Source organism: Streptomyces lydicamycinicus, from assembly GCF_000829715.2.
In the GTDB taxonomy this organism is placed as follows: domain Bacteria; phylum Actinomycetota; class Actinomycetes; order Streptomycetales; family Streptomycetaceae; genus Streptomyces; species Streptomyces lydicamycinicus.
Genome location: NZ_BBNO01000002.1, coordinates 262,396 through 277,877 on the forward strand (window position 1 = coordinate 262,396; position 15,482 = coordinate 277,877).

The window sequence follows — 15,482 nt, forward strand, 5'->3', positions numbered from 1 at the left end:
CGCCAACGGATTTCCCGCCCCGGGCGCAGAATGGGCCCATGACTGACGAGACGACCCCAGCCCCAGGCCCCGACGCCACCGCTCCACTCCCTTCGACCACCGACACCCGGCTCACGGCCGGTACGGGGACCGGCTCGGCCGGCCCGATAACAGGGGCGGACGGGTCGACGACGAGCGCGACCGGCTCGGCGGACGCGGGCGGCACGGACGCCTCGATGCCGGACTGGGAGAAGCGCTTCCGCGCACCGCGGATCGGGCTGCCGGACTGGGCCGAGGACGCCCCGGACCGTTCCCTGTTCGTCTCGAACGCCACCGGCACCTTCGAGCTCTACGCCTGGGACCGGGCCACCGGCAAGCAGCGGCAGGTCACGGACCGGCCGAACGGCACGACGGACGGGACGCTGTCGCCGGACGGCCGGTCGATCTGGTGGTTCTCGGACACCGACGGGGACGAGTTCGGTGTCTGGATGCGGCAGCCCTTCGAGGGCGGCCCGGATGAGCCGGCGACCCCGGGGCTCGCCCCCTCGTACCCGGGAGGGCTGGCGATCGGCCGGGACGGCACGGCGGTCGTCGGATGCTCGACGGACGAGGAGGGCTCGACGGTCCATGTCGTGCGGCCGGGCGAACCACCGGTGGAGATCTACCGGCACCGCGAGTCCGCGGGCGTCGGCGATCTCTCGCACGACGGCTCGCTGATCGCCCTCGAACACACCGAGCACGGCGATGCGATGCACTCCGCGATCCGCGTCGTACGGCCCGACGGCTCCACCGTCGCGGAGCTGGACGACACCAAGGGCGGGACCGAGGAGCTGGGCCTGTCGGTGATGGGCTTCGCACCGGTGGACGGGGACGCCCGGCTGCTGGTCGGACACCAGCGGAGGGGCCGCTGGGAGCCGATGATCTGGGACCCGCTGACCGGGGTGGAGACCGCCCTGGACATCGACCTGCCCGGAGATGTGGGCGCCGACTGGTACCCCGACGGGTCGGCGCTGCTGGTGGAGCACGAGTACCAGGCACGGAGCGAGCTGTGGCGCTATGAGCTGGGCACGCCGGGCGGCCACGGCGCCCCGGCCGGTGCCGGCGACGCGGCCGCCGGGGCGGCCGGTCCGCTGACCCGGGTCGAGACCCCGGCCGGCACGGTCTCGGGGGCCACGGCACGGCCGGACGGCACGGTGGAGTTCCTGTGGTCGTCGGCGGCGCAGCCCCCAGAGGTGCGGTCGACGAGCGGCGAGGTCGTGCTGGACCCGCCCGGTATGAAGGCGCCCGGGTCGGTGCCTGTGCGGGACGTCTGGGTGGAGGGCCCCGGTGGTCGTATCCACGCCCTGGTGCAGCAGCCGGCGGGCGAGGGCCCCTTCCCGACGGTGTTCGACATCCACGGCGGTCCGACCTGGCACGACAGCGACGCGTTCGCCTCGTCCCCCGCGGCCTGGGTGGACCACGGCTTCGCGGTCGTACGCGTCAACTACCGCGGTTCGACCGGCTACGGGCGCGCCTGGACGGATGCCCTCAAGCATCGCGTCGGGCTGATCGAGCTGGAGGACATCGCCGCGGTGCGCGAATGGGCGGTCTCGTCCGGACTGGCCGACCCGGAGCGGCTGGTGCTGTCGGGCGGCTCATGGGGCGGCTATCTGACGCTGCTGGGGCTCGGTACCCAGCCGGACGCCTGGGCCGTGGGCCTGGCGGCGGTTCCGGTCGCGGACTACGTCACGGCGTACAACGACGAGATGGAAGCCCTCAAGGCGATGGACCGGACGCTGCTCGGCGGCACGCCTGAGGAGGTCCCGGAGCGCTTCGAGGCGTCGTCACCGCTGACGTATGTGGACGCGGTGCGGGCCCCGGTCTATATCTCCGCCGGCGTCAACGACCCACGCTGCCCCATCCAGCAGGTGGAGAACTATGTCCAGCGCCTGGCGGACCGCAGCCATCCGCACGAGGTCTACCGCTACGACGCCGGACACGGCTCCCTCGTGGTGGAGGAACGCATCAAGCAGGTCCGCCTGGAACTCGACTTCGCCCAGCGGCATGTGAACGAGAGGAGCTGAGGGGGTTCCTGCGGGGAGCGGCCGGAGGGGCGGAGTGGTCTGCGTCCGTCGTGCGGCCGCGGCTGCGGCTGCGTTGTGGCTGACCGCGCCGCTCCCCGCGGGCCTGGGGGGGGAGCGAGCCAGACCCGTGGTTGCGGCGGGACGGGGCAGGGCCACGGGAGCGGGGCGCGAGCGCAGGGACGGCGGGGTGCCTTGGCGTGGGCGGCCGCGGGGCAGGACGTGAGCGCGGCTGCGGCGTGGGGGCGTGAGCGCGGCCGCTGGCCGGGGCGCGGCAGCAGGTACGGCGTCGGAGCATGAGCACGGGCGCGGGGCCGGGGCGTGGCCGTAGGTGCGGCGTGGGGCGGGGGCGCGGCAGCGGGTGCAGCGCCGAAGCATGAACACGGCCGCGGGGCCCGGGGCGTGGCCGTAGGTGCGGCGTTGAGCTGTGGGTGGGTGGTGGTGAGGAGAGGGTGGGGCGGGGGGGGAGGGGCCCCCGGGGGGGAAGGGACGAGAGGTCAGGGACTGGTGTGATGGGTCAGGGCTGCGTGGGGGTTGCGGCCCTCAGGGGTGTTGTCGGGGGTGTGGTCCGTGTGGACGGTGGCGGCGGTGAGGCGGGGGACGGCGTGGATGAGGGCGTGTTCGGCGGCTACGGCCAGGGCATGGGCCTGCACCACCGTCAGCCGGGCGTCGACGACGATGTCCGCCTCGGCCCGCAGGGTGTGCCCGATCCAACGCATCCGGACCTGCCCGACGCCATGGACACCGTCCACCGCGCGTAGTGCGGTCTCGGCGGCGTCGATGAGTGCGGGGTCGACGGAGTCCATCAGCCGCCGGTAGACCTCCCGGGCGGCGCCGCGCAGCACCATGAGGATCGCGGCGGTGATCAGCAGGCCGATGAGCGGGTCGGCCTGCTGCCAGCCGAGCGCCGCGCCCCCCGCGCCGAGCAGGACGGCGAGGGAGGTGAAGCCGTCGGTACGGGCATGCAGGCCGTCCGCGACGAGCGCGGCCGAGCCGATCCTGCGGCCGGTACGGATGCGGTAGCGGGCGACCCATTCGTTGCCGAGGAACCCGATCACGGCGGCCACGGCCACGGCCCACAGGTGGGTGACATCGCGGGGGTGCAGCAGCCGGTCCACGGACTCGTACGCGGCCCATACCGAGGAGGCCGCGATCGTGAGCACGATGGCGATGCCCGCGAGGTCCTCGGCGCGGCCGTAGCCGTAGGTGTAGCGGCGGTTCGCGGCCCGGCGTCCGAGCAGAAAGGCGATGCCCAGCGGTACGGCGGTCAGTGCGTCGGCGGCGTTGTGGATCGTGTCGCCGAGCAGTGCCACCGAGCCGGACAGGGCGACGATCACCAGCTGGATCAGACTGGTCAGGCCGAGGATGCCGAGCGAGATCCAGAGCGTGCGCAGGCCGTCGCGGGAGGTCTCCAGCGCGGTGTCGACCTTGTCCACGGCCGCATGGCTGTGCGGGGTGAGGAGGTGGGCGAGCCGGTGCCGCAAACGTGCCAGGCGGCCGGAGTGGTGTGGAGGGTGCGGGGGCTCAGTGGCATGGCCTTGCACGTGGCCGTGGCCGCGGCCTTGCGCCGGGCTGTGGCCCTGCACGGAACCCGCGGAACCCTGCACGTGGGGGCCGTGCCCCGGCGCGGCACCACGCCCCTCCGCGTGCCCACGCCCCTCCGGCTGCCCCTGGCCGGACAGGTGATCATTGCCCTGCGGCTGAGTCCCCTTGCCTGCCATAGGCCCTACCGTGGCACGCCGATTCGATTGCGGCTACCAGCGTGATACGCCCGCTGACCAGGTGCGACCTCGTTGCAGAAGCAGGTCCCGTGCGGGTCGCGGGCCGGCGCGGATTTCAGGCCGCCGGGCGGCGCGCGCTGCCGGACGCTCCGGGCAGTGGCTACCGGCCGCCGGCCCTACCGGCCGACGCCGCCTCGCCCTGCCCTTCGCCACCTTCCGCCCCCACGCCACCGTCCAACTCCACGCCACCTTCCGCCCCCGCGCAGCCCTCCGGCCCCACGCCGCCCTCGGGCCCCACGCCACCGTCAGCCCCCACAGCACCGTCAACCCCCACCCCGATCCCCAACGCCGCATCCCTGGCGGCCTCGGACTCGCGGCGGAAGAGGCGGAACCACATGAAGACCACGAAGCCGGCGAAGACGAACCACTCGCCGGTGTAGCCGAGGTTCTGGAAGGCCTTGAGGTCGAGTCCGCTGCCCTCGGCCGCGGCCGGCGGGACGGCGCGCAGCGGGGCCTGGGTGTCGGTGAGCGTGATCCAGGCGTCATAGACGTCATACGGCACGATGTTGACCAGCGACGCCGCGCTGATCATGGTGAGCCGGCCCGGTGCCGGCCCGCCGCCGCCCGGTACGCCGTCGGTGCCCTGGCTCTCGGAGGCCTGGAGGGCGCCGGTGACCGTCACCTCGCCCTTGGGCGGCGCGGGCACCTTCGCCGTGTCGGCCTTGGCGCCGGCGTCGCCGGGCAGCCAGCCCCGGACGACCGGCAGGGCCTTGCCGCCGTCCGTACGGAGCAGCGTGAGGACGTAGAAGCCCTGCCGCTCGCCGTGCTTGTCCTTCAACGTGCGGCCCGGTACGAGCAGTTGGTGTCCGGTGTCGTAGTGGCCGCGGGCACTGGCCTGGCGGCCGGAGGTCACCTGGTCGACGGGCAGCAGCCGCTCCAGGGGGCGGGCGGCCGCGGTCTTGGCCCGGGCGGAGCGGTCCTCCTGCTGCCGGTGGCTGTCGACGCGGTCCTCGAAGCGGCTCAGCTGCCAGCTGCCCATGAAGATGCAGACGGGGATCGCCAGTACGGCGAAGACGTTGATTCCCCACCACCGCGGGGTCAGCAGGAACCGGTACACGCCCTCAACGGTACGGGGCCCGGCCCACGGGGCCGCACCGGCCCCTCCGCGGTCCGGCCCCGACGGCCGGGACCTGGGCCGTCGGGTCACTGCGCCGCGAGCGCCTCGGTGCGGTAGACCGTTCCCGCGCAGGCGTCCGTGACCTTGGCGTCGGCCGTGGCGGGTTCACCCGCCTCCGGTGTGTGGCTGAGCACGATGCCGCCGGGCGCGGTGCCGCCGTCGCCGGGGCCCTCGCTGCCGCCCGTCTCGCCGCCGCCGTCGCCGGGCGGGGTCGCGCCGTCCGGGGACTGTCCCGGGTCCTTGGAGGCGTCGGGCGTCGGCGACGGGCCGGGATTGACGCACCCGGTGGTGCCGCCGCCGGACTCCGGGATCCAGGCGAACTTGACCTCGTACGCCTCCCCCGGCTTGAGAACCAGCTGGTCAGGGGTGGTGGCCGGGTCGGGCAGCCCAGTGGCCTCGTCGCCTGAGGTGTGGTCGACGACATGGATGCGGTCGGGGCTCGTGGAGCCCTGGGCGACCAGGCCGATGGTGCCGCCGCCCTCGACGGAGCATGCGGTTCCGGAGGTGTTGACCACCCGGAACGCGCCGTAGACGCGGCCCGTGGAGTCCGCCGCACCGACCGTGCTGGTGCCCTGGCCGAGCTGTTCCCGCCCACAGACCGGCGAGGTGACGTCCATGGTCTCGTCCGGGGCGGGGGTGCCGGCGCCCGCGCCGTGGCCCGCGCCGCTCTTCCCCGGGTTCTTGCCCTTGCCGGCGGGCTTGTCCTCGCCGGGCTTCTCGCCGTCCTTGCCGGCCGGCTGCGGGCCGGCCTGCTCGGTGCCTTCGCCGTGTGCCCCCTCGGCGCCGCCCTGGGGGTGTGGGCTGCTCGCCGCGTTGGCGGGCCGCTCCTCGGAGCTGCCGGCGAGGTGGGCCACGTGGACCATGGCGGGGATGGAGGTGCCGCCGAGCAGCAGCGCGGCCGCGGCGCCCACGACGGCGTGCCGGCGGCGCTGACGGCGGGCGGGCACCGCGCGGCGCAGCTGCTCAAGGGCGTCCGGCGCGGGTTCGAGGTCGCCGACGCGGGAGTGCAGCAGCCGCCGGAGATCGTCCTCGCCGCCGAAGTCGCCGCCGGTGGGGTGGCTTCGGCCGGGGCCGTCGCCGCCGCCGTTGCCGGTGCCACCGCCGAAACCGGAGCCGGTGGGCCCGTCGCTGCCGTACGCATGACTGTCGGGTTCGTCACCGGGGCCCGGGGCACCCTCCGTGGCGCCGGTCGCACTGTCCGTGACAGCGATGTCATCGCCGTTGCCGGATACTTGGCCGGTTTTCGTGCCCTGCCCGCAGGGATCGTCGGGCTGACGGCCGCCGTCCGGCTCACCGTCGGGCTCCCCTTGCGCCGCACGCGCCGCAGAGAGCCCACCCGTCGCATCGGCGGGCCGCGCGCGCATGCCATCCGGTGCGTCCGCGTCGCGCCGTGCCACGAGGCCGGGAGCGCCACGGACGCCGGGTGCTGCGGGGATCCGGCCGTACGGGGTGCCGGGGCGGGCCGAGTTGAGCGGGCCGGGCCCGGGGGTGCCGCTGTGGTTCATGAGGTCGATCGAGGTGCTGGGGGAAATCGGGGTGCCCGGGCGGAGCGTGTCGTACGAGCCGCAGGCGTCGTACGGGTGGTGCCGGCCAAACGTCGTGCCACTCATGCCGGAGCCTCCATCGCGACGCGGAGCGCCGCGATGCCCCGCGAGCCGTAGGCCTTCACGGAACCGAGCGATATGCCCAGCGTCTCGGCGACCTGCGCCTCGGTCATATCGGCGAAGTAGCGCAGCACCAGGACTTCGCGCTGCCGGCGCTGGAGTCCGCGCATCGCCTTGATCAGCTGGTCCCGCTCCAGCAGGTCGTACGCGCCTTCCTCGGCGCTCGCCATGTCGGGCATCGGCTTGGAGAGCAGCTTGAGCCCGAGGATGCGCCGACGCAGCGCGGAGCGCGAGAGGTTGACGACGGTCTGCCGGAGGTAGGCGAGGGTCTTTTCGGGTTCGCGCACCCGTCCGCGCGCGGAGTGCACGCGGATGAAGGCCTCTTGGACGACGTCCTCGCAGGAGGCGGTGTCGTCGAGGAGCAGCGCGGCGAGACCGAGCAGCGAGCGGTAGTGCGCGCGGTAGGTCTCGGTGAGGTGGTCGACTGTGGTGCCCGCTGCCATCGCGTCGTCAGTGTCCCCACGCTGAGGGGGAATCTGTGCGGGACGCGTGGTGGGCCAGGGAGCGATCACCGGCATGCCCCCGGACACACGGGAGCGCGGTGGGTGCACTGCCGCGCCGGCTGCGCCCGCTGGGGCGATGGTGAATCCGAGTACCTCTGCCACGCCTGTTGGACACGCTTCCCCCTATAAGGGTTGTACGCGCAAGGCACCGCTTTTGACGATGCATCAAATGCCCTCATGCGTACCAGCTCTTCCTGAATGCCCTGATTTGCCCCTACGTGAAGACCCCGATGCCCGAGGGCTCACCCTGTGGCCCGCGGGCACCCCTGAGGCCACCCCTGAGGGCGGCCACAAAGACGCCCCCCACCCAACTGCCGGTTGCAGTGCGGCGGGGAGCGAATGGTCGAACGGATCGTCAGCCCAGATCAAGAGGCAGGGACCGGCAATTCGCTCACAGAATCTTCACACGCTGCACAAAGTATCTACCAGGCGGACGAGGCACGACGGCCGATCCCGCCAACTCGCCCCCCACGGCGCCCACCACGACGGAACGCGCGGCGGCAGAACGCGGGGAGACCAGGAAAACGGGAACGCCGGAGCACCGGGCCAGCAAGACAGTAAGGCACGCGGAAACCGGTCCGGGACCGGGCCTACCCCTGGAACTCGGCCGCCACCAGCTCGCCGATCTGCGCGGTGTTGAGAGCCGCCCCCTTGCGCAGATTGTCCCCGCACACGAACAGCTCCAGCGCCCGCGGATCGTCCAGCGACCGCCGCACCCGCCCGACCCAGGTCGGATCCGTCCCGACGACATCGGCCGGGGTGGGGTACTCGTCCTGGGCCGGGTCGTCACTGAGGACGACGCCGGGGGCCGCGGCCAGGATCTCGTGCGCACCGGCCACCGTGACCTCGTTCTCGAACCGGGCGTGCACGGTCAGCGAGTGGGTCGTGATCACCGGCACCCGCACACAGGTCGCGGTGACCGGCAGCTCCGGCAGCCCCAGGATCTTGCGGGACTCGTCACGGATCTTGAGCTCCTCGGAGGACCAGCCGTCCTCCCGGAGCGAGCCGGCCCACGGCACGACATTGAGGGCGATCGGCGCCGGAAACGGCCCCAGGGTGTCCCCGACGGACCGCCGCACATCGCCGGGCGTGTTCCCCAGCTCCGTACCGGACACCGCGGACAGCTGGGCCCGCAGGGTGTCGACGCCTGCTTTGCCCACCCCGGAAACGGCCTGGTACGAGGAGACGATCAGCTCGCTCAGCCCGTACTCGGCGTGCAGCGCGCCCAACGCGACGATCATCGAGAGCGTCGTGCAGTTCGGGTTGGCGATGATGCCGCGCGGGCGGACCCGGGCGGCGTGCGCATTGACCTCGGGCACGACGAGGGGCACGTCCGGGTCCAGCCGGAACGTGCCCGCGTTGTCGATGACCACCGCGCCCTTGGCGACCGCGACCGGCACCCACTGCGCGGAGACCTCGTCGGGGACGTCGAACATCGCGACGTCGATCCCGTCGAAGGCCTCCTCGCTCAGCGCGATGACCTCGACCTCCGCGCCCCGCACGGTCAGCTTGCGGCCGGCCGAGCGGGGAGAGGCGATCAGCCGGATCTCGCCCCAGATGTCGGCCCGCTCGGACAGGATGCCCAGCAGGACCGAGCCGACGGCGCCGGTGGCACCGACGACGGCGAGCTGCGGCTTGGCGGCCGTACGGGCGTCCGTCCCCAGCGTGTCAGCGAGGGACGGACGGCCCGCCTCGGCCGGAATCATCGACCGGTGCCGCCATAGACCACGGCCTCGTCACTGTCGGTGTCGAGACCGAAGGCGGTGTGCACGGCGCACACGGCCTCGTTGACGTCATCGGCACGGGTGACGACCGAGATGCGGATCTCGGAGGTCGAGATGAGCTCGATGTTCACGCCGGCGTTCGACAGCGCCTCGAAGAACGTCGCGGTGACGCCCGGGTTGGTCTTCATCCCCGCGCCGACCAGCGAGATCTTGGCGATCTGGTCGTCGTAGCGCAGCGAGTCGAAGCCGACCGCGGCCCGGGTCTTCTCCAGGGCGGCGACGGCCTTGCGGCCCTCGGCCTTCGGCAGCGTGAAGGAGATGTCGGTCAGACCGGTCGAGGCGGCCGACACGTTCTGCACGACCATGTCGATGTTGACCTCGGAGTCCGCGATCGCACGGAAGATGCGCGCGGCCTCACCCGGCTTGTCCGGGACTCCGACGACCGTGACCTTCGCCTCGGAGGTGTCATGTGCGACGCCCGAGATGATTGCCTGCTCCATCGGCTGGTCCCCTTGCGGTTCGTTGCTGACCCAGGTGCCCTTCAGTCCCGAGAAGGACGAGCGGACATGGATCGGGATGTTGTAACGGCGTGCGTATTCGACGCAACGGTGCAGCAGCACCTTGGAGCCGGAGCTGGCCAGCTCCAGCATGTCCTCGAAGGAGATCCAGTCGATCTTCCGGGCCTTCTTCACGACCCGCGGGTCGGCGGTGAAGACACCGTCCACATCGGTGTAGATCTCACAGACATCGGCGTCCAGGGCGGCCGCCAGCGCGACGGCGGTGGTGTCCGACCCACCGCGCCCCAGCGTCGTGATGTCCTTCTTGTCCTGGGACACACCCTGGAACCCGGCGACGATGGCGATATTGCCCTCGTCGACGGAGGTCTTGATCCGGCCCGGCGTGACGTCGATGATCCGTGCCTTGTTGTGCACGGAATCGGTGATGACACCGGCCTGGCTGCCCGTGAAGGACTGTGCCTCATGGCCGAGGTTTTTGATCGCCATCGCCAGCAGGGCCATGGAGATCCGCTCTCCGGCGGTCAGCAGCATGTCGAACTCACGCCCCGACGGAATCGGGGACACTTCCTGCGCGAGATCGATCAGCTCGTCCGTCGTGTCGCCCATCGCCGAAACCACCACGACAACCTGGTTGCCGTTCTTCTTGGCTTCGACGACTCGCTTGGCAACGCGCTTGATGCCCTCGGCATCCGCAACGGATGAGCCGCCGTACTTCTGCACGACAAGGCCCACGTGCGCTCCTCGCAACTGTCTCTTCGGGAGTTTCCTCCCGGACCCCCGGAAATGGGGGTACTGCGGTCGGCTCAGTCTATCGAGCAGGCGGAGTCCGCCCTGCTGATACCACATCGTGAGACATGGGACTCACCCATTGATCACGGCAACCTCACCGTGTTCACCTGGCTCGTGCGTTCCACGTCCCGCGGCGGCTCCACAAGGCGCACCGTTGCGCCCGCTCGGCGAGCACATGCCCGCTCCAGGCCGGTACACACGGAAACGTAACCCAGGTCACAGGGTCCGGCCACGGCGAGGACGCCCACGGAGCCGGAGCATTCCGCCCCGGCGGCCGCCCCCGGGCTCACATCCCCCGCAGTCCCAGCGGCCCGGCGATCTCCGCCGCCATGACCTTCCCGGCCTCCTCGGCGAGCTGCTCCTCGTCGCCGCTGACGCCGCTGTCGGTGTCCAGGCCGTCCAGCTCGTCCAGCGGCTGGTCAAGGCGTACGTGGGCGACCAGCGACTGAAGCGCCCGGAGGGCGGCGGAGGCGGTCGGGCCCCAGTTGGAGAGGTAGGAGAACTGCCACCACCACAGGGCCTCACTGACCCGGCCCGCGCGGTAGTGCGCCAGACCGTGCCGCAGATCGGTGATGATGTCGGCCAGGTCGTCGGAGATCCGGCTGGCGACCGGCTCGCTGCGCGGCACATACGGGTCGAAGACCTCGGAGTACACGTCCACCGGGTCGAGCAGGTTCGCGAAGCGCTCGCGCAGCTCGTCGACGTCCGGCTCCGGGCCGATGTCCGGCTCGTACCGCTCGTCGGGGACGAAGTCCTCATGAGCGCCCAGACGGCCGCCGGTGAGCAGCAGCTGGGAGATCTCCAGCAGCAGGAAGGGCACCGCGCTGTCCGGCTCGTCGCCCTTGGCGACTTCCGTCACGGCGACGATGAAGCTCTCGATCGAATCGGAGATCGATACCGCGAAGTCGTCCGGGTCCTGTGTCGCGTTGTGCAGCGTGGCATCAGACATCGAGAAGTCTCCTCCCTTCGAAGGCCCGCCCCAGCGTGACCTCGTCCGCGTACTCCAGATCGCCGCCGACCGGCAGACCGCTCGCCAGTCGCGTCACTCTCAGGCCCATGGGTTTGATCATGCGGGCCAGATACGTGGCCGTGGCCTCGCCCTCCAGATTCGGGTCGGTGGCCAGGATCAGCTCGGTGACGGTGCCGTCCGCGAGCCTGGCCAGCAGTTCCCTGATCCGCAGGTCGTCGGGGCCCACGCCCTCGATCGGGCTGATCGCCCCACCGAGGACGTGGTAGCGACCGCGGAACTCGCGGGTCCGCTCGATCGCCACGACGTCCTTGGGCTCCTCCACGACGCAGATGACCGCCGGATCGCGCCTCGGGTCCAGGCAGACCCGGCACTGCTCCTCCTGCGCCACATTGCCGCAGGTACCGCAGAACCGGACCTTCGCCTTGACCTCCATCAGCGCGTTCGCGAGCCGGCGGACATCGGTCGGCTCGGCCTGAAGAATGTGGAAGGCGATCCGCTGCGCGCTCTTGGGACCGACGCCGGGCAGCCTGCCCAACTCGTCGATCAGGTCCTGGACCACGCCTTCATACACGGAACGTCTTCTTTCTCTTCTGCCGTGTTGCGTACGCTAGTTGGCTACTCCTCAGAAGGGGAGACCAGGGATTCCGCCACCGCCCAGACCCTGGGCGAGCGGACCGAGCTTCTGCTGCTGGAGCTGCTGGGCGCTGGCGTTGGCGTCCCGGACCGCCGCCAGCACGAGGTCGGCGATCGTCTCGGCCGTCTCCTCCGCGGAGTCGGTGTCGATCGCCTTGGGGTCGATGACCAGGCCCTGGAGCTCTCCGGAGCCGGTCACCGTCGCCTTGACCAGACCGCCGCCCGCGGAACCCTCGACGGGTGTCTCCGCCAGTTCCTGCTGGGCTGCCGCGAGGTCCTGCTGCATCTTCTGAGCCTGCTGAAGCAGCTGCTGCATATTGGGCTGACCACCGGGGATCACGACGTGACTCCTGCCATACGAACGATTGGTGCGGTAGCCCGAGCCTACGTGTTTCACGGGCCCCGCGCCCTACGCCGTAGGGAGGAGCACGGGTGTACGCCGGGCGTACGCCCGGTTACCCGTTCTCGCGCTTCCCACCCCACCTACGCAATGCCCTTCGGCGCCTACTCGTTGTTGAACTCTTCCAGCACCGTCGCGCCCAGTTCGCGCACGATCAGGTCGTGTCCGCTGAGCGCGGAGTCGACGAGATCGGGGTCGTCCTCGGCCGGCATGTCGTACTCGATGGACGTCGGCGGGGGCTCCGGCGCTCGGTACGAGGACTCCGCCGCGGGCGCGCTCTGCCCGCCGCCCCCGGAGGACGGGGCGGAGACGGCCTCCCGTGCCCGCCTCGCGCCCTGGCTTCCGCCGCCGGCGCCGCCGCTGCCACCGTCCTGCCCGTACTGGCCGCCGGGCGACGGGGGCGCCGCCGGGCCGCTCTGCTGGGACGGGGGCTGCGGCGCGCTCTGCTGCGGTGCGGCGGGCGCACCGCCGCCGAAGCCGCCGCCCCCTCCGCCGCCGCGGGGGCCACCACCGGTCGCGGGACCGGCGCCGCCCGACGGGTCGACGATCGCCTCGACCCGCCACTGCACCTGGAACCGCTCGGCCAGCACGTCCTTGAGGACGTCCTCGCTTCCGCCGTTGGCGAAGCTGTCGCGGGCACCGGCATTGGGGAAGCCGATCTGGAGCGTGGTGCCGTCGAAGCCGGAGACCTGGGCGTTCTGGCTCAGCAGGATCCACGTGAAACGGCGGCGGTCCTTCACCGCCTCCAGGATGTCCGGCCACATCTGCCGCACCTGGGCGGCACCCTGCGCCGCCCCGGGGGCCGCGGCGGCCGCCGGCGGCTGCGGGGCCGCGGGCGCGGGCGCGGGCGCCCCGGCCGGCGGTCCGGACACGGCCGGCGGCGCAGCGGGAGCCCCGCCCTGCGGCGCCTGACCGCCCTGCCCCGGCGCCACGGCCGTGGGCCAGCCACCGGGCTGCCGTCCGGCACCACCGCCATTGCCGGCCGCGGGACCGCCACCGGTGGCGTTGCCCGCACTTCCGGGCCAGGCGCCGGGCCGGGGGGCCGCTGCCTCACTGCTCTGGGCGCCCTGGCCGCCCTGGCCGCCCTGCGGAGCGTCGGCCGGGGCGCCGCCAGTCCCCCTGCCCGTACTTCCGGGCCAGGCGCCGGGCCGCGGAGCCGCTGCCTCACCGGCCTGGCCACCGCCCTGCGGAGCGTCCGCCGGGCCGCCCGGCGCCGCCGCACCACCGCTGTCACCTTGCTGCTGCCCGCCGGCGGGCGCGGCCACCGGCCCGCCGGATGCCCCGGCTCCGGCCGTCGGGGCGGCGGCCGGTGCCCCTGCCCCGCCGGCCGGGCCGCCGCTCACCGCGCCCCGCACCGCGGCCCGCGCGGCGGCCGGCCCGGACGGTCCCGCCGGCATCGGCGGATGCGCCTCCGGCCCCGGCACATAACCGGCCGCGGGCCCGCCACCGGACGCCACCACGGGCGGAGCCCCGAGCCCGGGGCCTCCCCCGGAACCCGCACCGCCGCCCATGCCGCCGGCCCCGCCCAGCAGCGCGGCACCCGCACCGCGCTCCAGACGGTCGAGCCGCGCCTGCACCGACCGCTCGTCGTCGTACGCCGCGGGCAGCAGCACCCGGGCACAGATCAGCTCCAGCTGGAGCCGCGGCGAGGTCGCTCCGCGCATCTCCGTCAGGCCCGCATTGACCAGGTCGGCGGCCCGGCTCAGCTCGGCCGCCCCGAAGACGGACGCCTGCGCCGTCATCCGCTCCACGACATCGGCGGGGGCGTCGATCAGCCCCTTCTCCCCCGCGTCCGGCACGGCCGCCAGGATCACCAGATCCCGCAGCCGCTCCAGCAGGTCCGCGACGAAGCGCCGCGGGTCGTTGCCGCCCTCGATGACCCGTTCCACGACCTCGAAGGCCGCCGCGCCGTCCCCCGCGGCGAACGCCTCCACGATGGAATCCAGCAGCGACCCGTCGGTGTACCCGAGCAGCGCCGTCGCCATGGCATACGTCACACCGTCCGCACCGGCACCCGCGAGCAGCTGGTCCATCACGGACATCGAGTCCCGCACCGAACCCGCCCCGGCCCGCACCACCAGCGGCAGCACCCCGTCCTCGACCGGAATGTCCTCCCGCCCGCACACCTCCGCCAGGTAGTCCCGCAGCGTCCCCGGCGGCACCAGGCGGAAGGGGTAGTGATGCGTACGCGACCGGATCGTCCCGATGACCTTCTCGGGCTCGGTCGTCGCGAAGATGAACTTCAGATGCTCCGGCGGCTCCTCGACGACCTTCAGCAGGGCGTTGAAGCCCGCGGAGGTCACCATGTGCGCCTCATCGATGATGTAGATCTTGTAGCGGCTGCTGGCCGGCCCGAAGAACGCCTTCTCCCGCAGCTCACGGGCGTCGTCCACACCACCGTGGGACGCCGCGTCGATCTCGATCACATCGATGGAGCCCCGGCCGTTCCTGGCCAGGTCCACACACGACTGGCACTTTCCACAGGGTGTGGGGGTGGGACCTTCCTCACAGTTGAGGCAGCGCGCCAGGATCCGCGCACTCGTCGTCTTGCCGCAGCCACGCGGGCCGCTGAACAAATAGGCGTGGTTGACCCGGTTGTTCCGCAGAGCCTGCTGGAGCGGATCGGTCACGTGCTCTTGCCCGATGACCTCGGCGAAGGTCTCGGGCCGGTAGCGGCGGTACAGCGCAAGGGACGACACGCATACGACGATATCGGGCCGCACTGACAACCGACGGGGCCCCGCAAACGCAAGCGCCCCCCACGCACCCGCCAGAGCCGACCTACCCTTGCTGCCTTCCGGCCCTGGGGGAGTTCAGTCAGATAGCGCCACGTGAGGGGCTGCGCACCACACTAGCGGATCCCCCGCCCAAGAAACGAACCCGACCCCGCCTCCGACCCGCTCCCCCACCCTCGCGATCCCCTCCCGAGGATCATGGTCGCGAGCACTCCCCAACGTCTTGTATTGTTTGCGGCGGAGGATTCGCCTAGTGGCCTAGGGCGCACGCTTGGAAAGCGTGTTGGGGGCAACCCCTCACGAGTTCGAATCTCGTATCCTCCGCCAGTGCCTCACCGGGCACAACGTTGAAGGGCCCCACCGCTTGCGGTGGGGCCCTTCGCGGTTCTCCGCCCCTGTTCTCTCGCCTCGGTTGGTTTCAGGCGCCTGACAGCGGCGCCCAGAGCGCGTCTCGGATCTGCTGCGCGACTTTCCGGGGCATCGGACCTGTGATGTACACGTACCGGGCGCGCATCCTTGCCACTCCCCTCGCCCCGGGCTCCCAGCCCATTTTTGATCGCGTCGCCCACGACGTCCGGATCCTCCGCACTGCCGAGGGGGCCGGTCCGC

The 15,482-nt window shown here is 72.2% G+C and carries 11 protein-coding genes, 1 tRNA gene and 1 other RNA gene; 2 read left to right on the forward strand and 11 right to left on the reverse strand.

All coding sequences use genetic code 11. The features are described 5' to 3' along the window. The first annotated feature begins 215 nt into the window (after positions 1–215). A complete protein-coding gene (locus TU31_RS06510; protein WP_042150605.1) occupies positions 216–2,042 on the forward strand; it encodes a S9 family peptidase in 1,827 nt (608 codons plus the stop codon). A gap of 494 nt (positions 2,043–2,536) precedes the next feature. On the opposite strand, the gene TU31_RS06515 is transcribed toward TU31_RS06510, so the two are convergent. From TU31_RS06515 to ffs, 11 genes are all read right to left on the reverse strand, one after another. Continuing rightward, positions 2,537–3,523 carry a cation diffusion facilitator family transporter gene (locus TU31_RS06515; protein ID WP_078885585.1) on the reverse strand — a complete coding sequence of 329 codons (987 nt, stop codon included), beginning with the start codon at positions 3,521–3,523 and terminating at the stop codon, positions 2,537–2,539. 397 nt (positions 3,524–3,920) lie between these two features. Then, the gene (locus TU31_RS06520) at positions 3,921–4,877 is read right to left on the reverse strand and encodes an SURF1 family protein (RefSeq protein ID WP_042150607.1); all 957 of its coding nucleotides are present in this window, start codon (positions 4,875–4,877) and stop codon (positions 3,921–3,923) included. 86 nt (positions 4,878–4,963) lie between these two features. Further along, the gene (locus TU31_RS06525; RefSeq protein WP_042150608.1) at positions 4,964–6,547 is read right to left on the reverse strand and encodes a hypothetical protein; all 1,584 of its coding nucleotides are present in this window, start codon (positions 6,545–6,547) and stop codon (positions 4,964–4,966) included. Beyond that, positions 6,544–7,206: a SigE family RNA polymerase sigma factor gene (locus TU31_RS06530; RefSeq protein ID WP_181018554.1), complete on the reverse strand. Its 663-nt coding sequence runs from the start codon at positions 7,204–7,206 to the stop codon at positions 6,544–6,546. The genes TU31_RS06525 and TU31_RS06530 overlap by 4 nt, the downstream gene beginning before the upstream one ends. Before the next feature lie 488 nt (positions 7,207–7,694). Beyond that, positions 7,695–8,810 carry an aspartate-semialdehyde dehydrogenase gene (locus TU31_RS06535; protein WP_245698437.1) on the reverse strand — a complete coding sequence of 372 codons (1,116 nt, stop codon included), beginning with the start codon at positions 8,808–8,810 and terminating at the stop codon, positions 7,695–7,697. After that, the gene (locus TU31_RS06540) at positions 8,807–10,078 is read right to left on the reverse strand and encodes an aspartate kinase (RefSeq protein WP_042150611.1); all 1,272 of its coding nucleotides are present in this window, start codon (positions 10,076–10,078) and stop codon (positions 8,807–8,809) included. The genes TU31_RS06535 and TU31_RS06540 overlap by 4 nt, the downstream gene beginning before the upstream one ends. Before the next feature lie 343 nt (positions 10,079–10,421). Continuing rightward, positions 10,422–11,084: a DUF5063 domain-containing protein gene (locus TU31_RS06545; protein WP_042150613.1), complete on the reverse strand. Its 663-nt coding sequence runs from the start codon at positions 11,082–11,084 to the stop codon at positions 10,422–10,424. After that, positions 11,077–11,676 (reverse strand): recombination mediator RecR, encoded by a 600-nt coding sequence (gene recR, locus TU31_RS06550; RefSeq protein WP_018089931.1) that lies wholly within the window; start codon positions 11,674–11,676, stop codon positions 11,077–11,079. Before recR ends, TU31_RS06545 begins: the two co-directional genes overlap by 8 nt. Positions 11,677–11,727: 51 nt before the next feature. Beyond that, positions 11,728–12,078, reverse strand: a complete 351-nt coding sequence (locus tag TU31_RS06555; RefSeq protein ID WP_078885587.1) for a YbaB/EbfC family nucleoid-associated protein — start codon at positions 12,076–12,078, stop codon at positions 11,728–11,730. 164 nt (positions 12,079–12,242) lie between these two features. Further along, a complete protein-coding gene (locus TU31_RS06560; RefSeq protein ID WP_042150617.1) occupies positions 12,243–14,837 on the reverse strand; it encodes a DNA polymerase III subunit gamma and tau in 2,595 nt (864 codons plus the stop codon). A gap of 46 nt (positions 14,838–14,883) precedes the next feature. After that, an RNA gene (gene ffs, locus TU31_RS36180) (signal recognition particle sRNA small type) lies at positions 14,884–14,982 on the reverse strand. Between the two features lie 130 nt (positions 14,983–15,112). On the opposite strand from ffs, the gene TU31_RS06565 reads away from it, so the two are divergent. Further along, positions 15,113–15,200 (forward strand) — tRNA-Ser (locus TU31_RS06565). Positions 15,201–15,482 lie beyond the last annotated feature (282 nt).